We start from the raw sequence: 24,870 nt of genomic DNA on the forward strand, positions 1-24,870 counted from the left end.
TCCTTTCAGGCGGCCGCGGGCACGGGGTGCGCAGCGGCTGCTTCTTTGGCAGGGACGGCTGCGGGGACGGCGCGCGGCGCCAGCAGCCACAGGGCGGCGAGGCAGGGCGGGCCCAGCACCAGGCAGGCCGTGCTCCAGGCCAGCCGGGGGCGCAGCGGATGCCGGCGCAGGCGCCATGCCGCCAGCGCAGCCGAGAGCAGGGCGGCAAGCAGCGCCGCCGCCAACACGCCTTGCGGGCGCTGGCTGGCCGGCAGTTCCGGCACGTCCGCGATCAGGCCCTTGTCGAGCAGTTGCCCGGGCAGATCGAGCACCGCCTTGGACAGGGGCGACAGCCACCAGTCCTTGTGCTCGAACAGCAGCGGGAAATCGTGGGCGAGGGGGCGCGAGGCGACCGGCTGCACGCGGCCTGCGGCATCGACGAACACCACCTGCTGGCGCGAGCCGGCCTCGCCTTCGGTCATGCGCCGGCCGAAGCTGAACGAGAGCAGGGTGCCGTCCAGCAGGCGGGCGACGTCGACCCGCGCCAGGTTCCCGAACGGGCCGGGCAGCGGCACGCTGTACAGTTGTTCCAGCGGCGCCTGCGGGTCAAGCGGACGGCGGAAGGCGATCAGACGCTGGTTGGTCAGCACGAAGGGCTGGCGGCCGACTTCCTGCACGCTTCCCGTGATCGTCTCGGGTGCGCGCACCTGGACCAGGGTGGCGGCGCGGCCGCCGTCCGCATCGGGCAGCAGCAGCCGCTGTCGGGTGAGAATGTATTTGCCCACCATGACGGGCGCCGAGTCGAAGGGCTGCAGATCGTTCATGCCGCCGAGTCCGAACCAGCCGCGCGGCGTATCGGTATGCATGTCGCGTCCTTCGAACAGCATGCGGTCCTGGTTGAAGGTCCACAGGATGTTGCGCTGCGAGTCGCCCCATTGGGTGGCGTCGAGGTTGGCGATTGCGCCGCGCACCGGGTGTTCGCGGAGCTCCGGCTGGACCTTGCCGACTTCGAGCAGCGCCAGCTGGCGGCCCCAGTGCGCGGCGCGCGGATCGGCCGACGTCGCCAGCGCGCGCTGGAGGTTGACGCTGCCGGGCTTGCGCACCAGTTCCGTGTAGCCGCCGGCTGGCGGAACCGTGCCGTTGAGCGGATGCACGCCGAACAGCATCTGGCCGTACTGGAAGCCGAGCGAACCGCCCCACAGCATGACCCAGTAGCAGCCCAGTACCAGCGGGATGGCGGCCGCCAGCTGCCCGGCGCTCGTGGCAGGCGCGGCCATGCGGTCGGGCTTGAACGTGGTGTAGGCCAGTGCCGCCATCATGGCGAGGCAGGCGAGCGCCGGCGCCAGCAGCGCCGCGCCGGAGGCGAGGTGGCAGGCAAGCACCAGGGGAACGAACAGCACCACGAAGGCGCCGCGCCGGCCGCACAGCATCAGGTAGGCGCCGCCCAGCCAGGCAGTGAAGCTTGTGATCAGGAGGTGCAGCGCGATCAGATAATGGCGGGTGTCGACGGTGCGTCCCGTGTAGCGGTCGTTCCCAAGCACCGCCAGCAGGGACGGCAGGGCGATGACGAACACCAGCAGCGCCAGGGAGGCCAGCGACAGCGCGCCGAAGATGCGGATGCGCGGCAGCGGGCGGTGCATCAGCCACAACCAGCGGCTCGGCTGGCGGTAGCCGTTGAACTGGACGGCGGCGAAGGCCAGCCCGGCGATGGCGCCGGCAACCAGGAACAGGGTTTGCACCTGCCAGCGCTGCTGCAGCGGTTCGATCATGCGCGAGGCCAGCAGCAAGAGCATCAGGTGAACGGCGCTTGCAACCAGGGCCATGGTGCGGAAGCGCCGGCACTCGCTGAGGAAGAGTTCTTTCATGTCGGGTCTTTCAGGCTGCGGCGGAGAAGGGATCGGCGCCGGCATGGCCGCGCGTGAGGAAGCCGTTGACGGCGCGGTCCAGGCTTACCGGCATCTGCTGCGCGCTGCGCGCACCCAGCAGCCGCAGGCGGTGGCCGAAATCGACGCCGCCGTCGAACACCACCAAATGCGTGAGGCCGTCGATCATGCGCACATCCAGCACGCCGTCCAGCCGCGCAGCATCCGGCTGGCGGAACGGGAAGTCCGCGATCCACAGGCTGACCCGTTCGCAGAATGCGTCGGGCGGCGACATGTGGCGCAGCACACCGCGTTCCATGATGACGAGGTTGTCGGCGACCCGCTCGATCTCTTCCATCTGGTGCGAGCAGTAGACAATGGTGGCGCCGTCGTCCAGGCTGGTCTGCAGCAGGGCGTCGAGGAAGGCGCGCTTGGCCACCACGTCCAGGCCGAGCGTGGGCTCGTCGAGGATCAGGAGTTCCGGTCCCTGCGCCAGGGCCAGGGCCAGGCTCACCCCGGCGCGCTCGCCGCGCGACAGCTCCGCGATCCGCTGGCGGTCGCCGACGTGAAAATTGGACAGGACCTGGCGGTAGCGCGCCTCGTTCCACAGCGGGTAGAGCCGCGCCTGCATGACCGCCAGTTCCTGCACCCGCATCCAGCCGGGCAGGGTGTGCTCTTCGTTGACGAAGCCGATGCGCGAGCGCAGCTGCGGGCTCAGGAAGCGGCTGTCGCAGCCGAGTACCGAGGCCGTGCCGCTGTCGGCGCAAGCGAAGCCGAGCAGGATCCGGAACAGGGTCGACTTGCCGGCGCCGTTGGCGCCGACGATGGCATGCACGCCGCCGCGCGGCAGGTGCAGGCTGAGGTGGTCGAGGGCGGGCTTGCCCTTGTACGACAGGCACAGGCCGTCGGTACGGATGACGAGATCGTTCATGGTGTGCTCAGGGTGGGCTCATGGTGTGCAAGATCAGGCGCGCTTGCGCGGCAGGCAGGCCGCCAGTTCGGCGGCGACGCGGTCCAGGACTTCGGTATCGCTGTAGCCCAGGCCGATCACGTCGCCGGTAAAGCGGTCAACCGCCTCGCCCAGGCGGCGCGCGCGCTCGCCGTCCGACAGCAGCTGGCGCGGCGGCAGCACGAACAGGCCGAGGCCCGCGCGCGACTCCACCCAGCCTTCTAGGGTCAGTTCGCCGTAGGCCTTGGCCACGGTGTTGGGATTGATCGACAGCTGCTGGGCCAGGCCGCGCACGCTGGGAAGCAGGGCTCCCACCGGCAGCTCGCCGCTGGCGATCAGGCGGCGCACGCCGTCGACGATCTGGCGGTTGATCGGCCGGGTGTCGCCGGTGGCGATGTTCAGCATCAGGGGTGTGCGGCGGCTCATGGTGTCTTTCAACTGTACTATTACGGTTAGTACAGTAGCGCCAGCCGAAGGCGATGTCAATATATGCATGGGCAGGGCCGCGTACAATATGCGCCATCCATGAAAGGAGGGGGCGGGTGTTCCACAGGCTGCATGTGCCGGATGGCGAACTGGGAGAAGCGGTGCGCGGTTTCGTCGCCGTGTCCGGCCTCGGTGCGCCGGGTGTGCTCAGTGCGGCCGCCGGCGGCATCAACCGGTTCCCCGCCATGCCCTTCTGCGGACTGACCCTGATCACCGAGGGCGCGGTGGCGCTGCTCGATGGCGACGGCAGGCCCGCCCCGCACTGGCTGATCTTCGGACCGCGTACGCGGCCGGTGGCATCCAGCACGCTGGCCCCGCTGCGCTGCATCACCGCCATCTTCCACGCGCCGGCGTTCCGCCTGCTGACCGGCTGCGAACCGGCGCAATTGCGCGACCGCGACGAAGCGGCCGCCGACTGGCTTTCCGCCGACTGGCAGGCATGGCCGGCCGCACTGGCGGCCCGCGCGCACGATCCGGACGCCCAGTTCGCCTGGATGACGGAGTGGCTGGCGCCGCGCTGGCGGGCCGTGCGCACCTTGCCGGCAGCGCAGGAGGCGGTGACCGGGGCGCGCCAGCGCCAGCGCCGCAGCCGTGCGCTGGCCGGCCTGGGACCGGCGCAACTGCAGCGGCTCGCGCGCATCGAAGACGCGCTGGCGCGGCTCAGGCGCGGCGAGGGCGCCGACCTGGCCGGGCTCGCTGCCAGCCTGGGCTATGCCGACCAGGCCCATTTCACGCGCGAGACGCGCGCCCTGACCGGGCTGCCGCCGGCGCGCCTGCTCCGTGCGGTGCAGGAAGATCCGGATTACTGGGCCTTCCGCATCGAATAGACACGGGGCGCCATGTCGCATTTGTTCAATACGGCGTGAAGCCGCTCTGCCAGAATCCGGCATTTCGCTGGATTCCCGCACCATGAAGTTCACTTTTCTCACCTACGGCACCGAAGGCGATACCCGCCCGCTGGTCGCCCTTGCCAGCGCCCTGGCGGCACGGGGACATGCCGTCCACCTGCTGGCCGACGCCGCCACCGCCGGCAGTGCGCACGCGCACGGCGTCGCCTTCACCGCGCTGGCCGGCAGCATGCAGGATGCGCTGGGGCCGGGCGGCGCCCTGGCCGGCGTGGTGGCCGGCAAAGGGGGCGCCGCGGCGCTGGCGCGCGCATTTGCGGAGTCGGCGCGCGACCAGACCGTGGCATGGATGCGGACGGCGCGCGACGCGGCGCAGGATAGCGACGTGCTGGTGTTCTCGGGCCTGGCCAGCTACGCCGGCCTGGCCGTGGCCGACGGACTCGGGCTGCCTTGCGTGGGCCCCGGCCTGTGGCCGATGACGCCTACCGGCGACTTCCCCTCGCTGTTCCTGCGCGCGCCGCGCCTTCCGCGCTGGGCCAACCGCCTGTCGCATCACGCGGTCGGCCGCCTGACGTGGAGCCTGTTCCGCCCGGCCATCAACGAGGGCCGCAAGGCCGTGTTCGCCCAGGCCCCGCGTACGCGCATGTGGCAGGGCTACCCGATCCTGTACGGCTGCTCGCCGGCCCTGCTGCCGCGTCCGCGCGACTGGACGCCTGACATCGCGCTATGCGGCGCGTGGTGGCTGCCGCCATCCGAGTGGGCTCCGCCGCCGGCCCTGCGCGACTTCCTGGAGGCGGGCGAGGCGCCGCTCTACATCGGTTTCGGCAGCATGGCCGGCTTCGACCGCGGTGCGCTGCTGGCTGCCTTGAAAAGCGCCGTCGGCACGCGCCGCGCGCTGTTCTATCCCGGCTGGAGCGGCATCGACGGGGCGCAGCTGCCGTCGAATTTCTTCGTGCTCGGCGACACGCCGCATGACTGGCTGTTCCCGCGCACCGCGCTCATTGTCCACCACGGCGGCGCCGGCACCGCCCACGCCGCGGCGCGCTCGGGCGTGCCCTCGGTGGTGCTGCCGTTTGCGGGCGACCAGTTCTTCTGGGCGCGGCGCCTGTGCGAACTGGGCGCCGCGGCGAGCGCCGATGCCGCGCGACTGGACGGAGCCCGGCTCGCGCAGCTGTTCGCGCAGGCCTCCACGGCGGTGTGCCGCGCCAATGCGCTGGCGCTGGCGGCGCGCCTGCGCGAGGAAGACGGCGTGCGCTTCGCCTGCGACCGCCTGGAGTCCGGCATGGCGGCGCGCCTGCGGCCTTGATGCCTCAAGGGGGCAGGCCGAGCGCGCCGCGCAGGAAATCGAACATCGCCTTCATGCGCTGCAGGTGGCGGGTGTCGGGATGGGCCAGCGCCCACAGCTCGGTCTCGAGCTCGGCGATCGGGCCGTCGACGATCTGTACCTGTGGATGGTCGCGGAACACCGCCAGCGGCACCACGCCCACGCCCATGCCCTGGATGATCGCGCCCGCCACCGACAGCACGCTGTTCATGCGGTAGCGCGGCGTCACCTTCGGCATGTGCTGGCGGCGCCAGCGCTGCGACGGATGGTCGGGCAGGGTGGCGTCGAGCGCGATCCACTCCATGTCGCGGTAGTCGGGAATATGCCGGTTCGCCTCCAGGTAAGCCTTGCTGGCATACACGGCCGCCTCCAGCCTGCCGAGCCGGATCCCGACCAGGTGCTCGGGTGGATTCCTGGTGGCGCGGATCGCGATGTCCGCATCGCGATGGCTCAGGTTGGCCAGCGTGTTGGAGGCGACCAGTTCGAGCTCGATGCCGGGATAGGCGATGGCGAACTTCGCCATCGCCGGCAACAGCAGGCTGTGCATCACCGAATCGGTGCTGGTGATGCGCAGCGTCCCCGAGGGCGTCGCCCCGGTATGCAGGGCGGCTTCCCTGGCCTGTTCGAGCTGCGACTCGATGCGTTCGGCATGGCCCGCCAGTTCCAGCCCCAGTTCGGTGGCCGTGTAGCCCTGGCGGCTGCGGTCGAACAGCAGTTCGCCGAGGTCTTTTTCGATGCGCTTGATCGAACGGAACACCGTCGAGGTATCGAGCTGCAGCCGCTCGGCGGCGCCGGCCAGCGTGCGGCCGCGGTGCAGGGCCAGGATCAGTTCGAGGTCGGGAAGGTCGAGCTTCGATTGCGTTTTTGCATACGATGGTTTCATGGGCGCCTATTTCAATTGCAGTTTCGCATAGCTAGAGTAGCACCATCCCGAACGGGAATCCCGCAACCATCCTGAAAGGCACGTCATGAAACTGTACTACTCCCCGGGCGCCTGCTCGCTGGCTCCCCACATTGCCCTGCGCGAAGCGGGCCTGGACTTCTCGCTGGAGAAAGTCGACATGGCCACCCGGCGCAATGATGGCGGCGAGGATTTCCGTACCGTCAATCCGAACGGCTACGTGCCGGCGCTGGAAATCGAACCCGGTTTCGTCCTGACCGAAGGCCCGGCCATCATGCAGTTCATCGCCGACAAGGCGCCGAACACCCAGCTGGCGCCTGCCAATGGCACACCTGCACGCTACCAGCTGCAGTCGTGGCTGAACTTCATCACCTCCGAGAATTACAAGGGTTTCTCGCCGCTGTTCAAGCCGGCCATGCCGGAAGCAGCGAAGGCCCTGTTCGTCGAGGGCCTGGGCCAGCGCTTCGACTTCGTGGAGCGCCATCTGGCGGCCAACGACTACCTGCTGCAGGGGCGCTTCACGGTGGCCGATGCCTACCTGTTCGTGACCACCGGCTGGGCGGGCTACCTCGGCATCGCGCTGGACCGCTGGCCGGCCCTGCAGGCCTTCCGCGCCCGCGTGGCGAGCCGCCCGGCAGTGCAGGCCGCGCTGGCGGCGGAAGGGCTGAAGGCGGCCGCATGAGCCTCAGGCTCGTGAGCCATCCGCTGTGTCCCTACGTGCAGCGGGCCGTCATCGCCCTCGAGGAAAAGGGCGCGCAGTACGAGCGCGTCGACATCGACCTGGCCGACAAGCCGGCCTGGTTCCTGGCGGTCTCGCCGCTCGGCAAGACGCCGGTGCTGCTGGCGGACGGGCAGCCGGTGTTCGAGTCGGCGGTGATCTGCGACTACCTCGACGACACCCTGCCGCCGCGCCTGCATCCGCTCGATCCCCTGGCGCGCGCCCGCCACCGCGGCTGGATCGAATATGCATCGTCGGTCCTGAACACGATCGGCAGCCTGTACGGGGCGCAGGACGAGGAAAGCTTCGAGGCGGCCTTGCAGCTGTTGCGCGAGCGTTTCGCTTACCTGGAAACGGTGCTGGGCGAGGGGCCGTACTTCGGCGGCGCAGCTTTCTCGCTGGTGGATGCGGCGTTCGCGCCGGTGTTCCGCTACCTCGACCTGTTCGATGCGCATGGGGTGCAGGCCATCGCGCCGGGGCTGCCCAGGCTGAGGGCGTGGCGCGCGGCGCTGGCTGCCCGTCCTTCGGTGAAGAACGCGGTGGCTGCCGGTTATCCGCAGCGCCTGCACGCCTTCATCCTCCGGCGCGGCGGCGTGCTGGCCCGTATCCTCGTGGGCGAAATCGCGCTAGCTTAAGCGCTTGCCTGCCGCGCAGGCCCGCACCAGCCTGTCCAGCCGGCCTGCGCGCGTCTCGGCCTTTTTCGCCCCCGTAATCCAGTGCAGCACCGTCTTGCGGTAACCCGGCGGGACGGTTTCGAAATACGCCCATGCCGCCGCGTGCTGGCGGAAGCGGGCCAGTTCGTCGCCTGTCAGCTCGGGCGTATCGAGGCGCTCGTGCGAATACACGCCCGACTTCGCCGCCGAGCGGTGGGCGAAGGCCGCTTCCCCGGCCGGCGTCATTCTCCCTTCGGCAAGCAGCTTGTCCATCTTGGCGATGTTGACCACGCTCCAGATCGAGTCGCGCTTGCGCGGCGTGAAGCGGATCGCGTAGCTGTCTTCGTCGATGCGCCGGCGCACGCCGTCGATCCAGCCGAAGCACAGCGCCTCGTCGACTGACTCCGACCAGCTCATGCAGGGCCGTCCAGTGTCCACCTTGTGGAAGCCCACCAGCAGTTCGGCCGCCGTGGCCGCATGCGCCGCCAGCCAGGCGCGGAAGGCTGCGGGGTCGGCGAAGAAGACCGGATTCACGCCGCATCTCCCGGCAGCTTGACGGCCGCGCGCAGGAAATCGAACATCGCCTTCATGCGCCCGAGGTAGCGGGTGTCGGGGTGGGCCAGCACCCACAGGCCGATGTCCAGTTCAGGCAGGGGTGCGCCGATCATCTCTGCCTGCGGGTGATCGCGCATGACGGCCAGCGGCGCCACGCCGACCCCCAGGCCATTGACGACCGCCCCGGCCACCGCCAACAGGTTGCCGACTTTGTAGCGCGGCGCCACCGCCGGCAGGGCGCCGCGGCGCCACAGCTGGGACGGGTGTTCCGGCAGGCTGTCGTCCAGCGAGATCCAGTCCATCTCGCCGAGCTGCCGTCCGGCCGGCTGCGCGGCCAGGTAGTCGCGTCCGCCCCATACCGCCGAGCGCATGGTGCCGAGCCGGATGCCCACCAGGTGCTCGGGCGGCGCATTGGTGGCGCGGATGGCGATGTCGGCCTCGCGCTGCCCCAGGTTGGCGATGGCGTTCGAGGTCACCAGTTCCAGCGCGATGCCCGGGTAGGCGGCGGTGAAGCGCGGCAGCACCGGCAGCAGCACGGTGTGGAACAGGGTTTCGGTGAGCGTGATGCGCAGCAGGCCGGAAGGCGCGGCGTCCTGGTTGAAAGCGGTTTCGCGGGCTGCCTCGAGTTGCTGCTCGATGCGTTCCGCGTGGGCCGCAAGGGCGCGGCCCAGCGCGGTGGCCGTGTAGCCGTGGCGGCCGCGGTCGAACAGCACGTCGCCGATATCCCGCTCGATGCGCCGCACCGCGCGGAACACCGTGGATGCATCCACCCGCAGGCGTTCGGCGGCGCGCGCCAGGGTACGGCCGCGGTGCAGGGCCAGGATGGTTTCCAGGTCGGGCAGGCCCAGCTTCGTCGGCAGTGGTGCAGGAGGTGCTTTCATGGCTGCTTATTTTAATGGCGCTCCTGCGTGGCTAGAGTGAAGGCCTTCCCACCACCACCGCAAAGGCTGATCATGACGACGTACCGCATCGCTCCTTGTTTCGCCATGCTGCTGCGCCTCGCGCTCGGCGCCGCCTGGCTGTCCCACGCCTTCCTGAAGCTGGCGGCCTTCAGTATGCCTTCACTTGCCGCCTTCCTCAATGCCGCAGGCATGCCGACCCCGATGGCATGGCCGGTGGCGCTGCTGGAACTGGCCGGCGGCATCCTGATCGTCCTCGGCATCCACGGCCGCGTGGCTTCCCTGGCGCTGCTGCCACTCCTCGCCAGCGCCCTGGTCGCCCATGCCGGCAACGGCTGGACCGCCGCCGTTCCCGGAGGCGGCTGGCTGTATCCCGCGATCCTGATGATGGCGACGCTGCTCCATGTGAAGCTCGGCGACGGCGCCGCCGCGCTTTGGACGTCGCCCGCCGTTCAGGCGCTTAGCCGTAAGCCGTTCTCTTCGCACCAGTCGCGCAATGCAGCCAGGGTGCGCTCCTGACGGAATGCATGCCAACGCTCGCGCAGGCCGTGACCGTCGATCAGGTCACCGAAGTGGCGATAGGCACCCGGGCGCCGGAATATCTGCCTGATGCGCTCGTACTCGTCCGGCATCTCGGCTTTGGCGAAGCCGAACACCAGAGCATGGCCGAGGTCGAGGCTGCGCGAGTCCGGCACGCCGACGTAGCGCTCGGAAGTATCGATATCTTCCGGCAGGGGGCCGGCTTCGGGGGAAATGCTGTCGCCGCGCAGGTACACGGCGCCGGTATCGAGGCATACCCATGCCTCGACTACATCACCAGGGCCGCTGACCATGATCACGGCGTCTTCGAGTTCGTTTGCATCGACTGTCGCCACTTTTTGCTCCTTGATAAATAAAAAGCCTGCAAGGCGCGAACCTTGCAGGCTTTGGACAGGGGAGGCGCCGGATGGATTCGGCGCCAAACCTCCCTTACAGGGAGTCATGAATTACATCATGCCGTCCATGCCGCCCATGCCACCCATACCGCCCATGCCGCCCATGCCGCCGGCCGGCTTGTCTTCGGTGACTTCCGAGACCATGCAGTCGGTGGTCAGCATCAGGCCGGCGATCGACGCTGCATTTTGCAGGGCCGAGCGGGTGACCTTGGCCGGATCCAGCACGCCCATTTCGACCATGTCGCCATAGGTGCCGTTGGCGGCGTTGTAGCCGTAGTTGCCGGTGCCGGCGATGACGGCGGCGACCACGACCGACGGCTCGTCGCCGGCGTTCTGGACGATCATGCGCAGCGGCTCTTCCATCGCGCGCAGGACGATCTTGATGCCTGCGTCCTGGTCAGGGTTGTCGCCCTTGATGTCGATGTTCGAGCGTGCGCGCAGCAGGGCCACGCCGCCGCCAGGAACGATGCCTTCTTCGACGGCAGCGCGGGTGGCGTGCAGTGCGTCTTCCACGCGCGCCTTCTTCTCTTTCATCTCGACTTCGGTGGCTGCACCGACGCGGATCACGGCAACGCCGCCGGCCAGCTTGGCCACGCGCTCTTGCAGTTTTTCGCGGTCGTAGTCCGAGGTCGCTTCTTCGATCTGGACGCGGACCATCTTGACGCGCGCTTCGATCGATTCAGCGGCGCCGGCGCCGTCGATGATGATGGTGTTTTCCTTGCCCACTTCGACGCGCTTGGCCTGGCCCAGTTCCTGCAGCGTGACCTTTTCCAGGGTCAGGCCGACTTCTTCAGCGATCACCTGGCCGCCGGTCAGGACGGCGATGTCTTCCAGCATGGCCTTGCGGCGGTCGCCGAAGCCCGGGGCCTTGACGGCGACGGTCTTCAGGATGCCACGGATGTTGTTGACCACCAGGGTGGCCAGCGCTTCGCCTTCGATGTCTTCGGCGACGATCACCAGCGGACGGCCGGCTTTCGCAACTTGCTCCAGCACCGGCAGCAGGTCACGGATGTTCGAGATCTTCTTGTCGCACAGCAGGATGAACGGGTTTTCGTGAACGGCGACCTGCTTGTCCGGGTTGTTGATGAAGTACGGCGAGAGGTAGCCGCGGTCGAACTGCATGCCTTCCACGATGTCCAGCTCGTCGTTCAGCGACTTGCCGTCTTCGACGGTGATGACGCCTTCCTTGCCGACTTTTTCCATCGCCTCGGCGATGCGCTCGCCGATCGAGGTTTCCGAGTTGGCCGAGATGGCGCCGACCTGGGCGATCTCTTTCGAGGTGGTGGTCGGCTTGGCGATCTTCTTCAGTTCTTCGACGGTGGCGGCGACGGCCTTGTCGATGCCGCGCTTCAGGTCCATCGGGTTCATGCCGGCGGCAACGAACTTCATGCCTTCGCGGACGATAGCTTGCGCCAGCACGGTCGCGGTGGTGGTGCCGTCACCGGCGTTGTCGCTGGTCTTCGACGCGACTTCCTTGACCATCTGCGCGCCCATGTTCTGCAGCTTGTCCTTCAGTTCGATCTCTTTCGCGACCGAGACGCCGTCCTTGGTGACGGTCGGGGCGCCGAACGAGCGCTCCAGCACGACGTTGCGGCCTTTCGGGCCCAGGGTGACCTTGACTGCGTTGGCGAGGATGTTGACGCCTTCAACCATCTTGGCGCGCGCTGCGTCGCCGAAAATTACTTCTTTAGCTGCCATTTCTTGTTCTCCGAATGAGTTCGTGAATGTGTACTACAGGAGGATGCGGAATTACAGGGCCACGACGGCCATGATGTCTTCTTCGCGCATGACCAGCAGTTCCTGGCCATCGACCTTGACGGCCTGGCCCGAATACTTGCCGAACAGGACGCGGTCGCCGACCTTCACTTCGAGCGCGCGGACTTGGCCGTTTTCCTGCACCTTGCCGTTGCCGACGGCGAGGATCTCACCCTGGTCCGGCTTCTCGGCGGCTGCATCGGGGATGATCAGGCCGGATGCAGTTTTGGTTTCCTGGTCGAGACGCTTCACGATCACGCGGTCGTGCAGAGGACGAAGGTTCATGCAAAACTCCTTATTTTTCAATGGTTTGACTAGCTATTCGCGCCGCCGCCAGGTGGCGTCGGCTGGGGAATTTGGTAAGCACCAGTTGTTAGCACTCTCAGCTAACGAGTGCTAACGCTTCGTGATTATAGGGATCATGACAAGCCATTTCAAGCGGCAATGTGGGGGACCGAACCGATTTTTTTGCGAAAACACAATCTAATGGGCAGGTTGTACACTAGCGGCTGTGGCGATCGAGGCAAGAGCCGGGCAGGGTACACCGGAACCTGGCCGAGGGGCCGCACGGCTGGCCGCCTGGCGGCCGCGGTCCGGGCGCCGTCCTCCTTCATGGGCGTGCGATTCGGTTGACGGAAAAACCATCTCAGTCCTATAGTGTCGAATGATTTCCGAATTTCAAGACCTCTCCGATAAGATCGAGCGGCTCGCCCAGCTGACGCAGTCGCAGCGCGCCGAGATCTACCTGCTGCGCCAGGCCAACGGCCTGCTGGGCACTGAAAACCAGGCGCTCAAGGAGCGGCTGGCCCAGGCCCAGCAGCGCGTCGAGGCGCTGCTCGACCAGTTCCCCGCGCCGGAAGCGCTCGATGCACCTGATGCGCCCGATACCGGCGCCGGCGAAGCAAACGAGGCCACCCAATGATCTACCTGGATTGCACCATCATGGGCCAAGCCTACCGCCTGGCCTGCCGCGAAGGCGAAGAGCGCACCCTGCGCGAAGCGGTCAGCTACCTGGACGGCAAGATGTGCGCGCTGCGCGACTCGGGCAAGGTCAAGGGCACCGACCGTATCGCGGTGATGGCGGCGCTGAGCGTCGCGGCCGAATTCCTGTCCGTGAAGTCGCCCCAGGGACCGCTGTCCGACATGTCGATCCTGGAAGTCAAGCAGAAGCTGGAAGCGATGCACACCGTCCTCGACAAGGCCCTGGCGCCGCCGGAAAATCGCTACTGAATTCCGGATTCGGTTGACATGCCCGGCCAAGGGAGTAAACTGCGATCTACCCTGCGGTGTTCGAGATTTGTCATATATTCCTTGAACCATTCTTTCGCATAGGTTGTGGGACATGCTTGGTGGGCGCGAGCGTCACTAGTCTGACGAACCCGAAACTGAGCTGACCGCGACCACCTTGAGCCTTTTGGTTCGGGATGCCGGCAATAACGACACAGGCGGGGCTACATGCACGAGCGGTTGCGCACCTTGGTACGCAGCCGCTTTTTTTTGCGGCTGTTCTTTGTAGGGTGGTCGGCAGAGCCGACCGCGCGTCCAACTTGCAGATGCGCCGTGGCAGATCAAATCGGAGCTGAACGCGCGGTCGGCAGAGCCCACCACCCTACATTCATGGAGAATCGATGCGCTATTGGTTGATGAAGTCAGAACCCGACGAAGTCAGTTTCGACGACGTCCTGGCTGCGCCACAGGGAACGGTGTCCTGGTTCGGCGTGCGCAACTACCAGGCCCGCAACTTCATGCGCGACGGGATGTCCGTCGGCGACGGCATCCTGTTCTACCATTCCAGCTGCGCCGTGCCCGGCGTGGCCGGCATCGCCGAGGTGGCGAGCAGCCCCTATCCTGATGCGACCCAGTTCGATCCCGCATCGCCCTACCACGACCCCAAGGCCACTGCCGAAAACCCGCGCTGGATCTCGGTCGACGTGCGCGCCGTGGAGCAGGGGCGCTACCTGCCCCTGAGCGAGATGCGCGCCATTCCGGCGCTCGACGACATGGTGCTGCTGCAGAAGGGCAGCAGGCTGTCGGTGTCGCCGGTATCAAGCGCGCAGTGGAAGGCCATCGTGGCGCTGCTGCGCGAAGGGAAGCGCTGATGGACCTCGGCCTGGTTCTGGCGCTGCTGGCGATGGGCACCTTCGGCGGCTTCGCGGCCGGGCTGCTCGGCATCGGCGGCGGCATGGTGCTGGTCCCGTTCATCACGATGATCTTCACCGCGCGCGGCTTCCCGCCGGAGCTGACCATCCACATGGCGATCGCCACCTCGCTCGCCACCATCCTGTTTACGTCCCTGTCCTCGGTGCGCGCCCACCACAAGCACGGCGCGGTGCTGTGGCCGGTGGTGAAGCTGCTGGCGCCCGGCATCCTGATCGGCTCCTGGATCGGGCCCTGGATCGGCAAGCAGATGGATGCCTCGGTACTGGCGGCCTTCTTCGGCGTGTTCGTCGCCTTCTCGGCCACCCAGATGCTGATCGGGAAGAAGCCGGCCGCGGCGCGCACGCTCCCGGGCGCACCGGGCATGTTCGCGGCCGGCGGCTTGATCGGCACGCTGTCGGGCATCGTCGGCGCCGGCGGCGGCTTCGTGTCGGTGCCCTTCATGACCTGGTGCGGGGTGCGCATCCACAACGCGGTGGCGACCAGCGCGGCGCTTGGTTTTCCGATCGCGCTGTCGGGGACCCTCTCGAACATCTATTTCGGCTGGGGCGAACCCGGCCTGCCCGAGTACGCGCTGGGCTTCATCTATTTGCCGGCGCTGGCGATCATCGTGCTGGCCAGCGTCAGCATGGCGCCGGTGGGGGCGCGCACCGCGCACCGCATGCCGGTGAGGCAGCTGCAGAAGGTGTTCGCCGTGATCCTGTACCTGCTGGCGGCCTACATGTTCTGGAAGGCTGCGAGCGCGTAGGGTGGTCGGCTTGCCGACCGCGCGTCCAACTCATCGATGCGCCGTGGCAGAGCCCGTGGCAGAACATGTCGTAGCTGAACGCGCGGTCGGCAGTGCCGACCACCCTACAAGCCGGTGTTGCCGCCAGGTGACGAAACCCCCCGGCCCGGCTACAATCCCGCGCCCGCCGTGACATGCATATTGACGCTGTGCCGTGGCTTGGTTACCTTGAATGACAGCATGCCAGCCGACACCGTCCATCTCTCTCCGCTCACGTCTTCCGCCAGCCGGGGCGCGATGCCGCGTGTTGTCGCGGGCTTCCTGCTGTTCGCCTTTTTCTGGATCGTAGCGGCGGCGGCCTTCTCGGGCTTTGCCGGCAAGTGGGGACTGCGCGACGGCGATCCGCGCTTCGGGGTGTCGGCCATGCTGGAACAAGCGGCGCACAAGCCTTTCGTCTACCGCCAGCTGGTGCCGGACCTGGCGCGCCGCCTCGACGGCCTCGCCTCCGGGCGCCTGAAGGAGCGGGTCGCCGAGCGCTTCCGTCCGGATAGTGTCTTCGCCAAGAGCCAGCCCGGCAGCACCCCCAGCGAGCGCTTCCGCTACGCGATCGTCTACTACGCCAGTTTCCTCGCGCTGCTCGGCAGCCTGTTCGTGCTGCGCCGCATCCTCCTGCACTTCAACGTCTCCCCCTTGGCCGCCGTGCTGGCGCCGACTGCCTTTGCCCTGAGCTTCCCCTACCTGCAGACCGTGGGCGGCTACTTCTACGACACGGTGGAACTGCTGTTCGGCAGCCTGGCCTTCCTGCTTGCCCTGCGCGGCCGGCTGATTGCGCTGGCGGCGCTGGTGCTGGTGGCGACGCTCAACAAGGAGACCTTCTTCTTCGTGCTGCCGGCCCTGTACCCGCTGCTGCGTCCGCGCCTGTCGCGGCGGGCGGCCTGGATCGCGGTCGGCGTCCTGGTGCTGCTGGCCGGCCTGATGAACGTGGCGCAGAAGACGGCCTACCTGGAAGCCGTCGGCGGCGCGCTCGAATTCCACCTGCTGGCCAATGTCCAGGCCTACCTGTCGGGCCGGTCCTACTTCCGCCTCGAGACCACCTATGGCCTGGTCGGCCCCTCGCGCGCCTTCATCGGCACCCTGGCGGTGCTGGGCATCGTCCTGTGGCGCGCCTGGCCGCTGGCGCCGCGCGTGGTGCGCCGTCACCTCGTCATTTGCGCGGCCGTGAACCTGCCGCTGTTCCTGGCCTTCTGCGCCACCGGCGAGCTGCGCAACCTGAGCACCGCCTTCACCGGGCTGGTGCTGCTGGTGGCCTTCCTGATCGACCGCGAGGCCAGCCTGCGCGTGGCCTTGCATGGCGCGGCACCCGTGGCGCCGGAGGAACCGGTCCTGCGGGAGAGCCGCCAGGCTTGACGCCGCGTCAGGTCGCCAGCCGGCGCATGCGCGCCCGGTCCAGCGGCAGCTCGCGCACGCGCTTGCCGCAGGCGTCCATCACGGCGTTGGCCAGTGCGCCGGCGAGCGGTCCCTGGGCCGCTTCGCCGGTGCCGAGGAAGGGCTGGCCGGGACGGTCCAGCAGGTGGACGTCGATCCGGTCCGGCACGCTGTCGAAGCGCAGGATCGGGTAGCCGGCCCAGTCCTGGCTGAGCACCCGGGCGGCATCGAAGCGCACCTGTTCGAACAGGGTCCAACTGGCCGACTGGAGCATGCCGCCCTCGATCTGGTTGCGCACCCCGTCCGGGCTCACCACCTCGCCGCAATCGACGGCGGCATCGGCGCGCACGATGCGCACGAAGCCGGTGTCGAGCGCCACTTCCACCTCGAGCGCGATGGCGCAATAGGCCGCCGAATTCTTGTAGCGGGCAAAGGCGAAGCCGCGCCCCCGTCGCGCCCGGCGCTGGTAGGCGTCCCAGCCGAACCGGGCGGCGGCCAGCTTCACCACCTCGATGGCGCGCGCATCATCCAGGTGGCGCAGGCGGAAGGCCACCGGGTCGGCGCCGGCCAGCCGCGCCAGCTCGTCCATGAAGCTCTCGATCGCGAACACGTTGCAGTAGGCGCCCAGCGAGCGCAGCGCCGAGGTGCGGAACGGGGCGGCCGGCTGGAAGCGGTGGGTCACGCGCGCGTTTGGCAGCACGTAGTACGGGATGGCGTTGCGGTCGCCGCCGCCGTCCGGCAAGGGGATCGGCCTGGGCGCGGGCGGCGCGAACGGGCGCGCCAGCAGGGTGGCGGCCAGCAGGTTCCCGGCCCGGCCGGGGCGGGTGGCGTGCGGCGGGCTCCATACCTCGTATTGCCAGTCGCTGATCCTGCCCGTCGCGTCGAGCGTGGCGGCCACGTCCGCCACCATCGCGGGACCGAAGGGTTCCCACGCGTGTTCGTCCTCGCGCATCCACTGCACCCGCACGGGAATGCCGGGAAAGGCGCGCGCCAGCAGCGCCGCGTCGGCGGCGGCGTCGTCGGCCCCGTTGTGGCCGTAGCAGCCGGAACCCTCGGCGTGGATGCAGCGCACCGCTGCCTCGGGCGCGCCGAGCAGCTCGGCCAGCGCGCGGCGCAGCGGGAACACGCCCTGCGAATGGGTCCAGACCGTATAGCGTCCGCCTTCCAGCAGCGCGATCGCGCACGAAGGGCCGATCGAGGCGTGCAGCTGGAAGGGTCGGGTGTAGCTGGCGCGCAGGCTGCGGCCCGCGGTGCCCGCGGTGCTCGGGACGCCACGGACGAGCACATCGTGCCGCTGCGCGGGCAGGCTGCGCACCAGGGTCGCGACGTCGCGTCCGGCCGGCAGGGTGGCCGGCACTTCCCAGCGCGCCGCCTGCGCCAGGGCGCGCGCCGCCTTCACGGCGCGGTATTCCTCGTCGGCGATCACGCCCAGGAAGCGGCCGTCCTGCACCACCTCGAGCACGCCGGGCAGGCGCGCCACCGCCGCGCGATCCACCCCGAGCAGGCGCGCGTCCGGCGAGGGCGGACGCACCACGCGGCCATGCATCATGGCGGGCACGCGAATGTCCTGGATGTAGGCGAGGTGGCCCTTCAGCTTGGCCGGGATGTCGACCCGCGGCAGGGTGGCGCCAATCCAGCGCCGTGCATCCGGCATCCGCGGCGGCAGCGCATCGGTGGCGCGCACGTGCTGGCTTTCTCCTTCCACCAGCTGGTTGAAGCTCACGCGGCGCCCGTCGGGTGTGCGGAACACGCTGTTGTCCTGGGCCAGCGCCGCAGCCGGCACGTTCAGGCGCGCCGCCGCCTTCTCGTGCAGCAGGGCGCGCACCTGGGCCGCCGCATGGCGGATGGCGGTGGCGCTGTCCTGCATCGAATGGCTGCCGGCGGTATACCCTTCGTCGGGCGTGCGTTCGGTGTCGGCCGTGACCAGCACCAGCCGTCCCGGATCGATCTGCAGTTCGTGCGCGGCCACCTGCAGCAGGGCGGTGCGGATGCCCTGGCCCAGCTCCACCTTGCCGGTATAGACCGTGATGCGGTTGTCCGCGCCAACCCGGATCCAGGCATCCAGCCAGGGCGCGCGCGCCAGGCTGCCCGGCGGGCCGGCGCCGGGCGCGGCGCGCAGCGGGATCGTGAAGGACAGGGTCAGGGCGCCGCCCGCGGCCAGGAAGCGGCGGCGGCCGGCGCGGTGGGCCGGGCGGGGAGCGGCTGGCGTCTCGTCGTTCATCAGTAGTTCCGGATCGGCTGGGCCTTGAGCACGTCGGCGGCGCGCCGCACCGCGCGCAGGATGCGCAGCTGGGTGCCGCAGCGGCACAGGTTGGGCTGCATCCAGGCCTTGATCTGGGCGTCGGTGGGCGAGGCCACCTGCTCGAACAGGGCGGTGGCGCGCATGATCATGCCGGTGATGCAGTAGCCGCACTGCGCCGCCTGCTCCTCGATGAAGGCCTGCTGCAATACCACGCTCGGCACCCAGCGCGTGCCGCCCGATTCCGCGGTCCGGACGGCGCGGCTGCCCACCAGCGACACCGGCAGCAGGCAGGACATCACCGGCTCCTTGTCGAGCATGACGGTGCAGGAGCCGCACTGGCCCAGGCCGCAGCCGAACCTGGCGCCGTTCAGTTTCAGGTCGTTGCGCAGCACGTAGAGCAGCGGCGTGTCGGCGTCGACGTCGACCGTGTGCGGCTTGCCATTGACCTGCAGTTGAAATTTGCTCATGGCCGGGTTCCCATCATTGCCTCGCTTTCTGCACCGCGTCCTCCAGGCCGGCCCACGGTTCCTGCCCCGCGCCGTAGCGCCGCAGGTAGGCGGCCAGCGCCGTCAGCTGGGCGTCGTCCAGCAGCCTGTCGTAGCCGGGCATCCAGCGTCCAGGCTCGCCCGCCGGCGGCGCGATGCCCTGGCGGATGATGTGGATCAGGCTGCGCGGATCGGGATCGTACAGGGCCACCGCCTTCTGCAGCTGCAGGGCGCCGCCGGAACCGGGCGCGCGTCCGGCGTCGTGGCAGCTGGCGCAGGCCATCGCATAGGTATCGTAGCCCAGGCGCATGCGCGCCAGGTCCGGGTCCTTGGCGGCGGGCGGCGGCAGCGGTCCTGCCTGCCGGGCCGGCGTACGCCGTGCGGGCGCCTGGGCCAGGTAGCCATGGATATAGGTGGCGATGGCGGCCACGTCGCCCGGCGCGGCCTGGCCGAGCTGCACCACGACGTCCTGCATCGGGCCGCCTGCGATGGCGTGCTCGCGAGCGATGCCGCTGCGCAGGTAGTCCAGCAGCTGCGCGCGCGTCCACGGAAGGGGCGAGGGGGAATGCGCATTGAGCGCGGGCGCGTACCAGTCATTGGCCTCGCCGCCGTCGAAGCGGCGCGCCAGGTCCGGGCCGCCCAGCAGGGTGCGCGGTGTGTGGCATGCGCTGCAGTGCGCCAGCGCCTCCGCCACGTAGGCGCCGCGGTTCCATTCGGCGCCCTGGCGCGGGTCCGGCTGCCAGGGCGATTCGTCGAGGTAGAGCAGGTTCCAGAAGGCGATCAGCGGACGGAAGCCGAAGGGGAAGCGCATCCGATTCTCGCGCGCCGGCGCGGCCAGGGGCGGGCGCGTCAACAGAAAGGCGTACAGCGCGCGCATGTCGTCCGGCGCCAGCCTGGTGTAGTGCGGGTAGGGGAAGGCGGGGTAGAGCAGGCGGCCGTCGCGCGAGACACCCTGGCGCATGGCGCGCTCGAAGGCGTCGAAGCTCCAGTTGCCGATGCCGGTGCCGATGTCGGGGGTGATGTTGGTGCTGTAGACGGCGCCGAACGGCGTGTTCACGGCCAGGCCGCCGGCGAAGGGGCGGGCCGGGTCGGCCGTGTGGCAGGATGCACACATGCCGAGGCGGGCCAGGTTGGCGCCGCGCGCGACCAGCGCCGCCTCGACGCGCGGGGGAGCCGGCTGCGGCGCCAGCGCCGGACGCCACACGATGAACGCGGCCGCCAGCAACAGCAGGGCGGCCAGCGCCAGCCACCATCGATACCGCCATGCGCTTCCCGCCCGCTTCATGTCCCGCCTGCGCTCCTCGTAAAATGGGTCGCGGCGCAGGCAGCATGTCGATTCCCGCGTGCGCCGTTCGTCGTGACAGGCACCCACCTCTCAACAACGCATGGAGAATAGCATGAGCGAATCGGCAACACCCAAGGGTCCGGCATCGTACTTTCCCTCGATCGAGAAAAAGGTTGGGCAGCCGGTGGAACACTGGCTCGGCCTGCTGGCCGCCAGGCCCGGCATGAAGCACATGGAACTGGTCGGCTGGCTCAAGGCCGAGCACGCACTCGGGCATGGCCATGCCAACGCCCTGGTCGCCCACCACCTGGCGGCGCGCACGGCTTGAGGTGCCCGCCGCGCGGCGGTGGTATGCTGGCGCCATGAGCCAAGATTCCGACATCGAACTGTCCGGCCCCTTCCAGGCCAGGGACGGAAACGGCCGTACCCTCGACGTGGAGGCGATTCGCATCTTCGACGAGGGCTACGGGATCATCGACGTGTACGTCGACTTCAAGGCCAGGCTGGAGCCCGGCGCCTACAAGGACGCGACCCTGGTGCGCCAGATCGTCGAGCGCCTGCGCGCGCTCGGCTACAAGGGCCCCGACTTCGGGCACAGCGACCCGGGGCTGCAGGAGAGCAAGCTGATCGTGCTCGAGGCGCCCGAGGAATTCGCGCCCTTCGCCAAGAGCCGCGGCTGGAAGAACCTGGCCGAAGACTTCGAGTAAGCCTCCGCCTGCCCGCATGACCCGGGGCGGTCCCGGCCTTGGCGCCGCCGTTCGTGCCTATAATGTCCTTTTCCCCATTGGCACACACCATGTTCCTGCGCCAGGGTTCCACCGTTTCGCTCCGGCGCCTGCTGGTGCTGCTGACCGCCCTCGGCCTGCTGCCATTGGCCCTGCTGGGCGTCTGGGGCATGGTCCTGGTCAGCGACTACCAGCAGCGCGAGCAGGAGCGCCACCTGCTCGACCTGGCGCGCGCGCTGTCGAGCGCCGTCGACGCCGAGCTCGATGGCGTCGTGGCCGCCCTCACCATCATGGCGCGCTCGCCCGCCATGGAGATCGGCGACCTGCGCGGCGTCTACGACATTGCACGGGCACAGGCGGCTGCCCAGCCGGAATGGCTGTCCGTGATCCTCACCGACGCCAGCGGCGCAATCCTGTTCCGTACCTCCGAGCCCTTCGGCAGTCACGGCGGCGTCGTTACCGAACCGGCCAGCCTGCGCAGCGTGATCAAGCGCCAGCAACCCGTCGCCGGGCGCGTCGTGCGCGACAAGGAAGGAAGCGTCGCCTTTCCCGTGCGGATTCCGGTGGAGGACAATGCGGGCCGCCGCTATGTCCTGAGCGCGGTGATCCGGCCCAGCCGCATGCTGCGCGTCGTCCAACGCCAGGAGGTGCCGGACAGCTCGGTGATTTCGATCGTGGACGTCAGCGCCAACATCGTCGCACGCTCGAGGGGACAGGAGCGGCTGGTCGGCTCCGCACCCAGCGCCTCGCTGCTGGCGCTGATGCGCAGCGGCGGGCGCGAAGCGGTCGGCGAGACCTCCACGCTGGAAGGCGACCGGGTGACATCGGCCTTCGCGCAGTCACGCTATGGCTGGGCGGTGGCGATCGGGGTCCCGGCCGCCACGCTGGCGGCGGCGTCCTTGCAGGGCGTCGCCCTGTATGCGGCGGGCCTGGCGGCCTCGCTGCTGGCCTGCATGCTCATCGCCACCCTGCTGTCGTCGCGCATCGTGCGCTCCTTCCGTAGCCTGCAGCGGGGCACGCTGGCGCTCGGGGCGGGCAAGCCGGTGGCGGTGGCGCCCTCGCGCATCACGGAAATCGACCAGATGGGCGACGCCCTTGGCGCCGCCGCCGCACAGCGCGACGCCCACGAGGACGAGCGTTCGCGCCTGCTGGCATCGCTGGAGGAGGCGCTGGCCGACAGCCGCGCCGCCGGTACCGTGAAAGATGAATTCCTCGCCATGCTCGGCCACGAACTGCGCAATCCGCTCAGCCCGATCGTGGCTTCGCTCGACCTGATGGACCTGCGCAACGAGGCGTCGAGCCAGCGCGAGCGCGTCATCCTGCGGCGCCAGGCAAACCACCTCAAGCGCCTGGTCGACGACCTGCTCGACGTCTCGCGCATCGCCAGCGGCAAGCTGCAGATCGCGCCGCGGCCGGTCGACCTGGCCGAGCTGGTCCGTCACGTGGCGGCGGCCTTTCCCGGCGCCGCGCTGGACCCGCAGGCGCCGCCGCACGTCTGGGTGCACGGCGACGAGAGCCGCCTGACCCAGGTGCTCAACAACCTGTTGTCGAACGCGGCGCGCTTCGGCGGGGGCACGGCCCGGGTCGCGCTTGCCGTCGTGGGCGGCGCCGCGCGCCTGTCGGTGAGCGACGAGGGGGTCGGCATGGACCGCGACATGCTGGAACGCGTGTTCGAACCCTTCTTCCAGGCGCAGCAGCCGCTGGCGCGCCATACCGGCGGGCTCGGACTGGGACTGGCGATCGTGCGCCGCATCGTGGAGCTGCACGGCGGGACGGTTGCCGCCTACAGCGACGGGGCGGGCAAGGGCAGCCGCTTCGAGGTGGTGCTGCCGCTCGGCGCCATGGCCGCGGCCACCGAGGACGCGGCGGCCGTCCAGGCCGTGCGGCGGCTGGACGTGCTGCTGGTGGACGACAATCCCGATGCGGTCGCGGTCACGGCGGCGGTGCTGGCGTACCTGGGGCATGCCGTCCGCACCGCGGCAACCGGCGCCGAGGCGCTCGGGGAAGCGCAGCGCCAGACGCCCGATGTCGCGATCCTGGACATCGGCCTGCCGGACATGGACGGCTATGCGCTGGCGGCGCGCCTGCGCGCGCTCGGCGTGGCGGCGAGGCTGGTGGCGCTGACCGGCTACGGCCAGCAGGCCGACGTGGCGCAGGCGCTGGCGTCGGGCTTCGACCTGCACCTGACCAAGCCGGCGACGCTGGAAGACCTGCAGCGGGCCTTGACGCCCGCGTGAGCGCTCGAGGAACGATCAGGCGTGCGCCGTGCGCCCGTTCGGCTGGCGATAGGCCCAGGCCAGCATGACCAGGGCGCCGACGATCATCGGCAGCGACAGCATCTGGCCCGAGGTGACCGGCAAGCCGAGCACGTTCACCTGCCAGTCCGGCACGCGGAAGTACTCGGTGATGAAGCGCGCGCAGCCGTACAGCAGGGTGAACATGGCGCCCACCGCCAGGCGCGGGCGCTGCTTGCGCGCGTAGGGCCACAGGATCAGGAACACGACGATCCCGTCCAGCAGCATCTGGTACAGCGGCGAGGGATGGCGCGGACCTTCCACGCCCGGCCACAGCATGGCCCAGGGCAGGCTCGGATCGGCCAGGCGGCCCGGCAGTTCGGCGTTGATGAAGTTGCCCAGGCGGCCGGCGGCATACCCGAGCGGCACCATCGGGGCGATGAAGTCGTACACGTCGAGCAGATTGCGCTTCGATTTGCGCGCCCACAGCGCCATCGCCGCCAGCACACCGAGGAAGCCGCCGTGGAAGGACATGCCGCCTTCCCAGACCTTGAAGATATCGAGCGGGTTGGCGAAGAAGTAGGCCGGCTGGTAGAACAGCACTTCGCCCAGGCGCCCGCCCAGGATCACGCCCAGCATGCCGTAGAACAGCATGTCGTCGAGGTCTTCGGCCTTCCAGCCCTGCGCGGCGATGTGCGGCTGGCGCAGGCGGACGCGGCCCAGGATCAGGAACAGGGCGAAGGCCACCACGTACATCAGGCCGTACCAGTGGATCTGCACCGGGCCGATGGCGAAGGCGATGGGATCCGGCTGCGGATGAATCAGCATAAGTCGTCAGTCTTTCTCGAAAAGTTCCAGGAAGCCCCGGAGCACGGGAGATGCGTTGTCGCGGCGCCAGGCCACCCCTAGCTCGGTCAGCGGCGAGGGGTCGGCCAGGGCCCGGTATTCCACGCCCGCGCGCATCAGGTTAGACACGGATTGTGGCACAAGTGCCAATCCCATGCCGCCGGAAACCAGGCTGACGATGGTCTGCATCTGCAGCGCTTCCTGCCCGATGACGGGGGTGACGCCGGCCGCGCGGAAGCAGGCCAGGATGGCGTCGTGCAGGGCCGGCGCCGCCGCGCGCGGAAAGATCACTAGCGGCAGCGGCGGCAGTTCGCGCAGCGCGACCTTCCCGCCCGGTGGCAGCAGCCCGGCGGGGACGCACAGGATCAGCGGTTCTTCCAGCACCTTGCGGTAGCCGAGCAAGGTGTCGTGCACGCCGGGCAAGGGCGGGATGACGAAGCCGGCGTCGACCCGGCCTTCCAGCAATTCCTCGGCCTGCACGTCGGAAGTCGCCTCGCGCAGCACCAGCTGCACGCCGGGAAAGGCGGCGCGGTAGCGCTGCAGGATGGCGGGCAGCACGCTGTAGTCGGCGGTGGAGACGAAGGCCAGGGTCAGGCGGCCGGCGCTGCCTTCGGCGACCCGGCGCACCAGGCCGGGGAGGGCGCCGGCATCGTCGAGGATCCGGCGCGCCTCGGGTAGCAGCGCGTTGCCGGCTGCGGTGAGCGCCACCTGGCGGCGGTTGCGCAGGAACAGCGGCGCGCCCAGCAGTTCCTCGAGGCCGGCGATACTTTGCGACAGGGGTGGCTGGGTCATGTGCAGGCGCTCGGCGGCGCGGCCGAAATGCAGTTCTTCGGCCACCGTTACGAAATGGCGCAGCTGGCGGAGTTCGAGGTTCATTGATACG

Annotated in this window: 27 protein-coding genes and 1 other RNA gene; 14 read left to right on the forward strand and 14 right to left on the reverse strand. The window is 69.1% G+C overall.

The genetic code is table 11. The features are described 5' to 3' along the window. Nucleotides 1-5: 5 nt before the first annotated feature. From AC56KL_RS19285 to AC56KL_RS19295, 3 genes are read right to left on the reverse strand one after another with little or no spacing between them, the layout of a single operon-like run. On the reverse strand, nucleotides 6-1,844 hold the full coding sequence (locus AC56KL_RS19285) for a hypothetical protein (RefSeq protein WP_497181788.1): 1,839 nt from the start codon (nucleotides 1,842-1,844) through the stop codon (nucleotides 6-8). Between the two features lie 10 nt (nucleotides 1,845-1,854). Next, nucleotides 1,855-2,772, reverse strand: a complete 918-nt coding sequence (locus tag AC56KL_RS19290; protein ID WP_497181789.1) for an ABC transporter ATP-binding protein — start codon at nucleotides 2,770-2,772, stop codon at nucleotides 1,855-1,857. 33 nt (nucleotides 2,773-2,805) lie between these two features. After that, nucleotides 2,806-3,216 carry a GntR family transcriptional regulator gene (locus tag AC56KL_RS19295; protein ID WP_497181790.1) on the reverse strand — a complete coding sequence of 137 codons (411 nt, stop codon included), beginning with the start codon at nucleotides 3,214-3,216 and terminating at the stop codon, nucleotides 2,806-2,808. 116 nt (nucleotides 3,217-3,332) lie between these two features. Between AC56KL_RS19295 and AC56KL_RS19300 the strand changes: the two genes are divergently transcribed. Both AC56KL_RS19300 and AC56KL_RS19305 read left to right on the forward strand, forming a co-directional pair. Further along, entirely contained in the window at nucleotides 3,333-4,103 is a 771-nt protein-coding gene (locus AC56KL_RS19300; RefSeq protein WP_497181791.1) for a helix-turn-helix domain-containing protein, read from the forward strand. An 82-nt stretch (nucleotides 4,104-4,185) separates the two neighbouring features. Further along, complete coding sequence (locus AC56KL_RS19305; RefSeq protein WP_497181792.1) at nucleotides 4,186-5,427, forward strand: glycosyltransferase; 1,242 nt, start codon at nucleotides 4,186-4,188, stop codon at nucleotides 5,425-5,427. A 4-nt stretch (nucleotides 5,428-5,431) separates the two neighbouring features. Here the strand turns inward: AC56KL_RS19305 and AC56KL_RS19310 are convergent, their stop codons facing one another. Continuing rightward, complete coding sequence (locus AC56KL_RS19310; RefSeq protein ID WP_497181793.1) at nucleotides 5,432-6,328, reverse strand: LysR family transcriptional regulator; 897 nt, start codon at nucleotides 6,326-6,328, stop codon at nucleotides 5,432-5,434. 85 nt (nucleotides 6,329-6,413) lie between these two features. Between AC56KL_RS19310 and gstA the strand changes: the two genes are divergently transcribed. Then, entirely contained in the window at nucleotides 6,414-7,028 is a 615-nt protein-coding gene (gstA, locus tag AC56KL_RS19315; RefSeq protein ID WP_497181794.1) for a glutathione transferase GstA, read from the forward strand. Next, nucleotides 7,025-7,699, forward strand: coding sequence for a glutathione S-transferase family protein (locus AC56KL_RS19320; RefSeq protein ID WP_497181795.1), 675 nt, complete (start codon nucleotides 7,025-7,027; stop codon nucleotides 7,697-7,699). Before gstA ends, AC56KL_RS19320 begins: the two co-directional genes overlap by 4 nt. Here the strand turns inward: AC56KL_RS19320 and AC56KL_RS19325 are convergent. Together AC56KL_RS19325 and AC56KL_RS19330 are read right to left on the reverse strand one after the other, a co-directional pair. Continuing rightward, the gene (locus tag AC56KL_RS19325) at nucleotides 7,691-8,251 is read right to left on the reverse strand and encodes a YdeI/OmpD-associated family protein (RefSeq protein ID WP_497181796.1); all 561 of its coding nucleotides are present in this window, start codon (nucleotides 8,249-8,251) and stop codon (nucleotides 7,691-7,693) included. The genes AC56KL_RS19320 and AC56KL_RS19325 overlap by 9 nt on opposite strands. Next, entirely contained in the window at nucleotides 8,248-9,153 is a 906-nt protein-coding gene (locus AC56KL_RS19330) for a LysR family transcriptional regulator (RefSeq protein ID WP_497181797.1), read from the reverse strand. The genes AC56KL_RS19325 and AC56KL_RS19330 overlap by 4 nt, the downstream gene beginning before the upstream one ends. 72 nt (nucleotides 9,154-9,225) lie before the next feature. On the opposite strand from AC56KL_RS19330, the gene AC56KL_RS19335 reads away from it, so the two are divergent. After that, complete coding sequence (locus AC56KL_RS19335; RefSeq protein ID WP_497181798.1) at nucleotides 9,226-9,690, forward strand: DoxX family protein; 465 nt, start codon at nucleotides 9,226-9,228, stop codon at nucleotides 9,688-9,690. On the opposite strand, the gene AC56KL_RS19340 is transcribed toward AC56KL_RS19335, so the two are convergent. The 3 genes from AC56KL_RS19340 to groES are packed head-to-tail and all read right to left on the reverse strand — an operon-like array spanning nucleotide 9,624 to nucleotide 12,146. Further along, nucleotides 9,624-10,154 carry a hypothetical protein gene (locus tag AC56KL_RS19340; protein ID WP_497181799.1) on the reverse strand — a complete coding sequence of 177 codons (531 nt, stop codon included), beginning with the start codon at nucleotides 10,152-10,154 and terminating at the stop codon, nucleotides 9,624-9,626. The genes AC56KL_RS19335 and AC56KL_RS19340 overlap by 67 nt on opposite strands. A gap of 3 nt (nucleotides 10,155-10,157) precedes the next feature. Beyond that, the gene (gene groL, locus AC56KL_RS19345) at nucleotides 10,158-11,804 is read right to left on the reverse strand and encodes a chaperonin GroEL (RefSeq protein ID WP_497181800.1); all 1,647 of its coding nucleotides are present in this window, start codon (nucleotides 11,802-11,804) and stop codon (nucleotides 10,158-10,160) included. 51 nt (nucleotides 11,805-11,855) lie between these two features. After that, complete coding sequence (groES, locus tag AC56KL_RS19350) at nucleotides 11,856-12,146, reverse strand: co-chaperone GroES (protein WP_036244728.1); 291 nt, start codon at nucleotides 12,144-12,146, stop codon at nucleotides 11,856-11,858. A gap of 379 nt (nucleotides 12,147-12,525) precedes the next feature. Here groES and AC56KL_RS19355 point away from each other — a divergent pair, with 379 nt between their 5' ends. The 6 genes from AC56KL_RS19355 (at nucleotide 12,526) to AC56KL_RS19380 (ending at nucleotide 16,152) form a co-directional block, all read left to right on the forward strand. Next, nucleotides 12,526-12,783, forward strand: a complete 258-nt coding sequence (locus AC56KL_RS19355; RefSeq protein ID WP_497181801.1) for a hypothetical protein — start codon at nucleotides 12,526-12,528, stop codon at nucleotides 12,781-12,783. After that, nucleotides 12,780-13,091, forward strand: coding sequence for a cell division protein ZapA (locus tag AC56KL_RS19360; RefSeq protein WP_497181802.1), 312 nt, complete (start codon nucleotides 12,780-12,782; stop codon nucleotides 13,089-13,091). The genes AC56KL_RS19355 and AC56KL_RS19360 overlap by 4 nt, the downstream gene beginning before the upstream one ends. Before the next feature lie 45 nt (nucleotides 13,092-13,136). After that, nucleotides 13,137-13,317, forward strand: a non-coding RNA gene (gene ssrS / locus AC56KL_RS19365) — 6S RNA. Between the two features lie 172 nt (nucleotides 13,318-13,489). Further along, entirely contained in the window at nucleotides 13,490-13,960 is a 471-nt protein-coding gene (locus AC56KL_RS19370; protein ID WP_497181803.1) for an EVE domain-containing protein, read from the forward strand. Beyond that, complete coding sequence (locus AC56KL_RS19375; RefSeq protein WP_497181804.1) at nucleotides 13,960-14,766, forward strand: sulfite exporter TauE/SafE family protein; 807 nt, start codon at nucleotides 13,960-13,962, stop codon at nucleotides 14,764-14,766. Before AC56KL_RS19370 ends, AC56KL_RS19375 begins: the two co-directional genes overlap by 1 nt. A 219-nt stretch (nucleotides 14,767-14,985) precedes the next feature. Beyond that, on the forward strand, nucleotides 14,986-16,152 hold the full coding sequence (locus AC56KL_RS19380) for a hypothetical protein (RefSeq protein ID WP_497181805.1): 1,167 nt from the start codon (nucleotides 14,986-14,988) through the stop codon (nucleotides 16,150-16,152). Nucleotides 16,153-16,159: 7 nt separating this feature from the next. On the opposite strand, the gene AC56KL_RS19385 is transcribed toward AC56KL_RS19380, so the two are convergent. The 3 genes from AC56KL_RS19385 to AC56KL_RS19395 are packed head-to-tail and all read right to left on the reverse strand — an operon-like array spanning nucleotide 16,160 to nucleotide 20,182. Continuing rightward, a complete protein-coding gene (locus tag AC56KL_RS19385) occupies nucleotides 16,160-18,391 on the reverse strand; it encodes a xanthine dehydrogenase family protein molybdopterin-binding subunit (RefSeq protein WP_497181806.1) in 2,232 nt (743 codons plus the stop codon). Further along, the gene (locus tag AC56KL_RS19390; protein WP_497181807.1) at nucleotides 18,391-18,879 is read right to left on the reverse strand and encodes a (2Fe-2S)-binding protein; all 489 of its coding nucleotides are present in this window, start codon (nucleotides 18,877-18,879) and stop codon (nucleotides 18,391-18,393) included. The genes AC56KL_RS19385 and AC56KL_RS19390 overlap by 1 nt, the downstream gene beginning before the upstream one ends. Before the next feature lie 13 nt (nucleotides 18,880-18,892). Continuing rightward, nucleotides 18,893-20,182, reverse strand: a complete 1,290-nt coding sequence (locus AC56KL_RS19395; RefSeq protein ID WP_497181808.1) for a c-type cytochrome — start codon at nucleotides 20,180-20,182, stop codon at nucleotides 18,893-18,895. A 112-nt stretch (nucleotides 20,183-20,294) separates the two neighbouring features. Between AC56KL_RS19395 and AC56KL_RS19400 the strand changes: the two genes are divergently transcribed. The 3 genes from AC56KL_RS19400 to AC56KL_RS19410 all read left to right on the forward strand — a co-directional run bounded on the left by AC56KL_RS19400 (nucleotide 20,295) and on the right by AC56KL_RS19410 (nucleotide 23,144). After that, nucleotides 20,295-20,510 (forward strand): DUF4287 domain-containing protein, encoded by a 216-nt coding sequence (locus AC56KL_RS19400; RefSeq protein ID WP_497181809.1) that lies wholly within the window; start codon nucleotides 20,295-20,297, stop codon nucleotides 20,508-20,510. Between the two features lie 34 nt (nucleotides 20,511-20,544). Next, entirely contained in the window at nucleotides 20,545-20,889 is a 345-nt protein-coding gene (locus tag AC56KL_RS19405) for a hypothetical protein (protein ID WP_497181810.1), read from the forward strand. A gap of 89 nt (nucleotides 20,890-20,978) precedes the next feature. Further along, the gene (locus tag AC56KL_RS19410; protein ID WP_497181811.1) at nucleotides 20,979-23,144 is read left to right on the forward strand and encodes a hybrid sensor histidine kinase/response regulator; all 2,166 of its coding nucleotides are present in this window, start codon (nucleotides 20,979-20,981) and stop codon (nucleotides 23,142-23,144) included. Nucleotides 23,145-23,159: 15 nt separating this feature from the next. Here AC56KL_RS19410 and lgt read toward each other — a convergent pair whose 3' ends face one another. Together lgt and AC56KL_RS19420 are read right to left on the reverse strand one after the other, a co-directional pair. Further along, nucleotides 23,160-23,969, reverse strand: a complete 810-nt coding sequence (gene lgt / locus AC56KL_RS19415; protein ID WP_497181812.1) for a prolipoprotein diacylglyceryl transferase — start codon at nucleotides 23,967-23,969, stop codon at nucleotides 23,160-23,162. Nucleotides 23,970-23,975: 6 nt separating this feature from the next. Continuing rightward, a complete protein-coding gene (locus AC56KL_RS19420; protein WP_497181813.1) occupies nucleotides 23,976-24,863 on the reverse strand; it encodes a LysR family transcriptional regulator in 888 nt (295 codons plus the stop codon). Nucleotides 24,864-24,870: the final 7 nt, after the last annotated feature.

It is taken from the genome of Telluria sp. ZB4P34, assembly GCF_059686055.1.

Coding starts and splice junctions, on each gene's coding strand:
- AC56KL_RS19285 (WP_497181788.1), bottom strand. CDS start 1,844: ATGAAAGAACTCTTCCTCAGCGAGTGCCGGCGCTTCCGCACCATGGCC.
- AC56KL_RS19290 (WP_497181789.1), bottom strand. CDS start 2,772: ATGAACGATCTCGTCATCCGTACCGACGGCCTGTGCCTGTCGTACAAG.
- AC56KL_RS19295 (WP_497181790.1), bottom strand. CDS start 3,216: ATGAGCCGCCGCACACCCCTGATGCTGAACATCGCCACCGGCGACACC.
- AC56KL_RS19305 (WP_497181792.1), top strand. CDS start 4,186: ATGAAGTTCACTTTTCTCACCTACGGCACCGAAGGCGATACCCGCCCG.
- AC56KL_RS19310 (WP_497181793.1), bottom strand. CDS start 6,328: ATGAAACCATCGTATGCAAAAACGCAATCGAAGCTCGACCTTCCCGAC.
- gstA (WP_497181794.1), top strand. CDS start 6,414: ATGAAACTGTACTACTCCCCGGGCGCCTGCTCGCTGGCTCCCCACATT.
- AC56KL_RS19320 (WP_497181795.1), top strand. CDS start 7,025: ATGAGCCTCAGGCTCGTGAGCCATCCGCTGTGTCCCTACGTGCAGCGG.
- AC56KL_RS19330 (WP_497181797.1), bottom strand. CDS start 9,153: ATGAAAGCACCTCCTGCACCACTGCCGACGAAGCTGGGCCTGCCCGAC.
- AC56KL_RS19335 (WP_497181798.1), top strand. CDS start 9,226: ATGACGACGTACCGCATCGCTCCTTGTTTCGCCATGCTGCTGCGCCTC.
- AC56KL_RS19340 (WP_497181799.1), bottom strand. CDS start 10,154: ATGACTCCCTGTAAGGGAGGTTTGGCGCCGAATCCATCCGGCGCCTCC.
- groL (WP_497181800.1), bottom strand. CDS start 11,804: ATGGCAGCTAAAGAAGTAATTTTCGGCGACGCAGCGCGCGCCAAGATG.
- groES (WP_036244728.1), bottom strand. CDS start 12,146: ATGAACCTTCGTCCTCTGCACGACCGCGTGATCGTGAAGCGTCTCGAC.
- AC56KL_RS19355 (WP_497181801.1), top strand. CDS start 12,526: ATGATTTCCGAATTTCAAGACCTCTCCGATAAGATCGAGCGGCTCGCC.
- AC56KL_RS19360 (WP_497181802.1), top strand. CDS start 12,780: ATGATCTACCTGGATTGCACCATCATGGGCCAAGCCTACCGCCTGGCC.
- AC56KL_RS19370 (WP_497181803.1), top strand. CDS start 13,490: ATGCGCTATTGGTTGATGAAGTCAGAACCCGACGAAGTCAGTTTCGAC.
- AC56KL_RS19375 (WP_497181804.1), top strand. CDS start 13,960: ATGGACCTCGGCCTGGTTCTGGCGCTGCTGGCGATGGGCACCTTCGGC.
- AC56KL_RS19380 (WP_497181805.1), top strand. CDS start 14,986: ATGCCAGCCGACACCGTCCATCTCTCTCCGCTCACGTCTTCCGCCAGC.
- AC56KL_RS19385 (WP_497181806.1), bottom strand. CDS start 18,391: ATGAACGACGAGACGCCAGCCGCTCCCCGCCCGGCCCACCGCGCCGGC.
- AC56KL_RS19390 (WP_497181807.1), bottom strand. CDS start 18,879: ATGAGCAAATTTCAACTGCAGGTCAATGGCAAGCCGCACACGGTCGAC.
- AC56KL_RS19395 (WP_497181808.1), bottom strand. CDS start 20,182: ATGAAGCGGGCGGGAAGCGCATGGCGGTATCGATGGTGGCTGGCGCTG.
- AC56KL_RS19400 (WP_497181809.1), top strand. CDS start 20,295: ATGAGCGAATCGGCAACACCCAAGGGTCCGGCATCGTACTTTCCCTCG.
- AC56KL_RS19405 (WP_497181810.1), top strand. CDS start 20,545: ATGAGCCAAGATTCCGACATCGAACTGTCCGGCCCCTTCCAGGCCAGG.
- AC56KL_RS19410 (WP_497181811.1), top strand. CDS start 20,979: ATGTTCCTGCGCCAGGGTTCCACCGTTTCGCTCCGGCGCCTGCTGGTG.
- lgt (WP_497181812.1), bottom strand. CDS start 23,969: ATGCTGATTCATCCGCAGCCGGATCCCATCGCCTTCGCCATCGGCCCG.
- AC56KL_RS19420 (WP_497181813.1), bottom strand. CDS start 24,863: ATGAACCTCGAACTCCGCCAGCTGCGCCATTTCGTAACGGTGGCCGAA.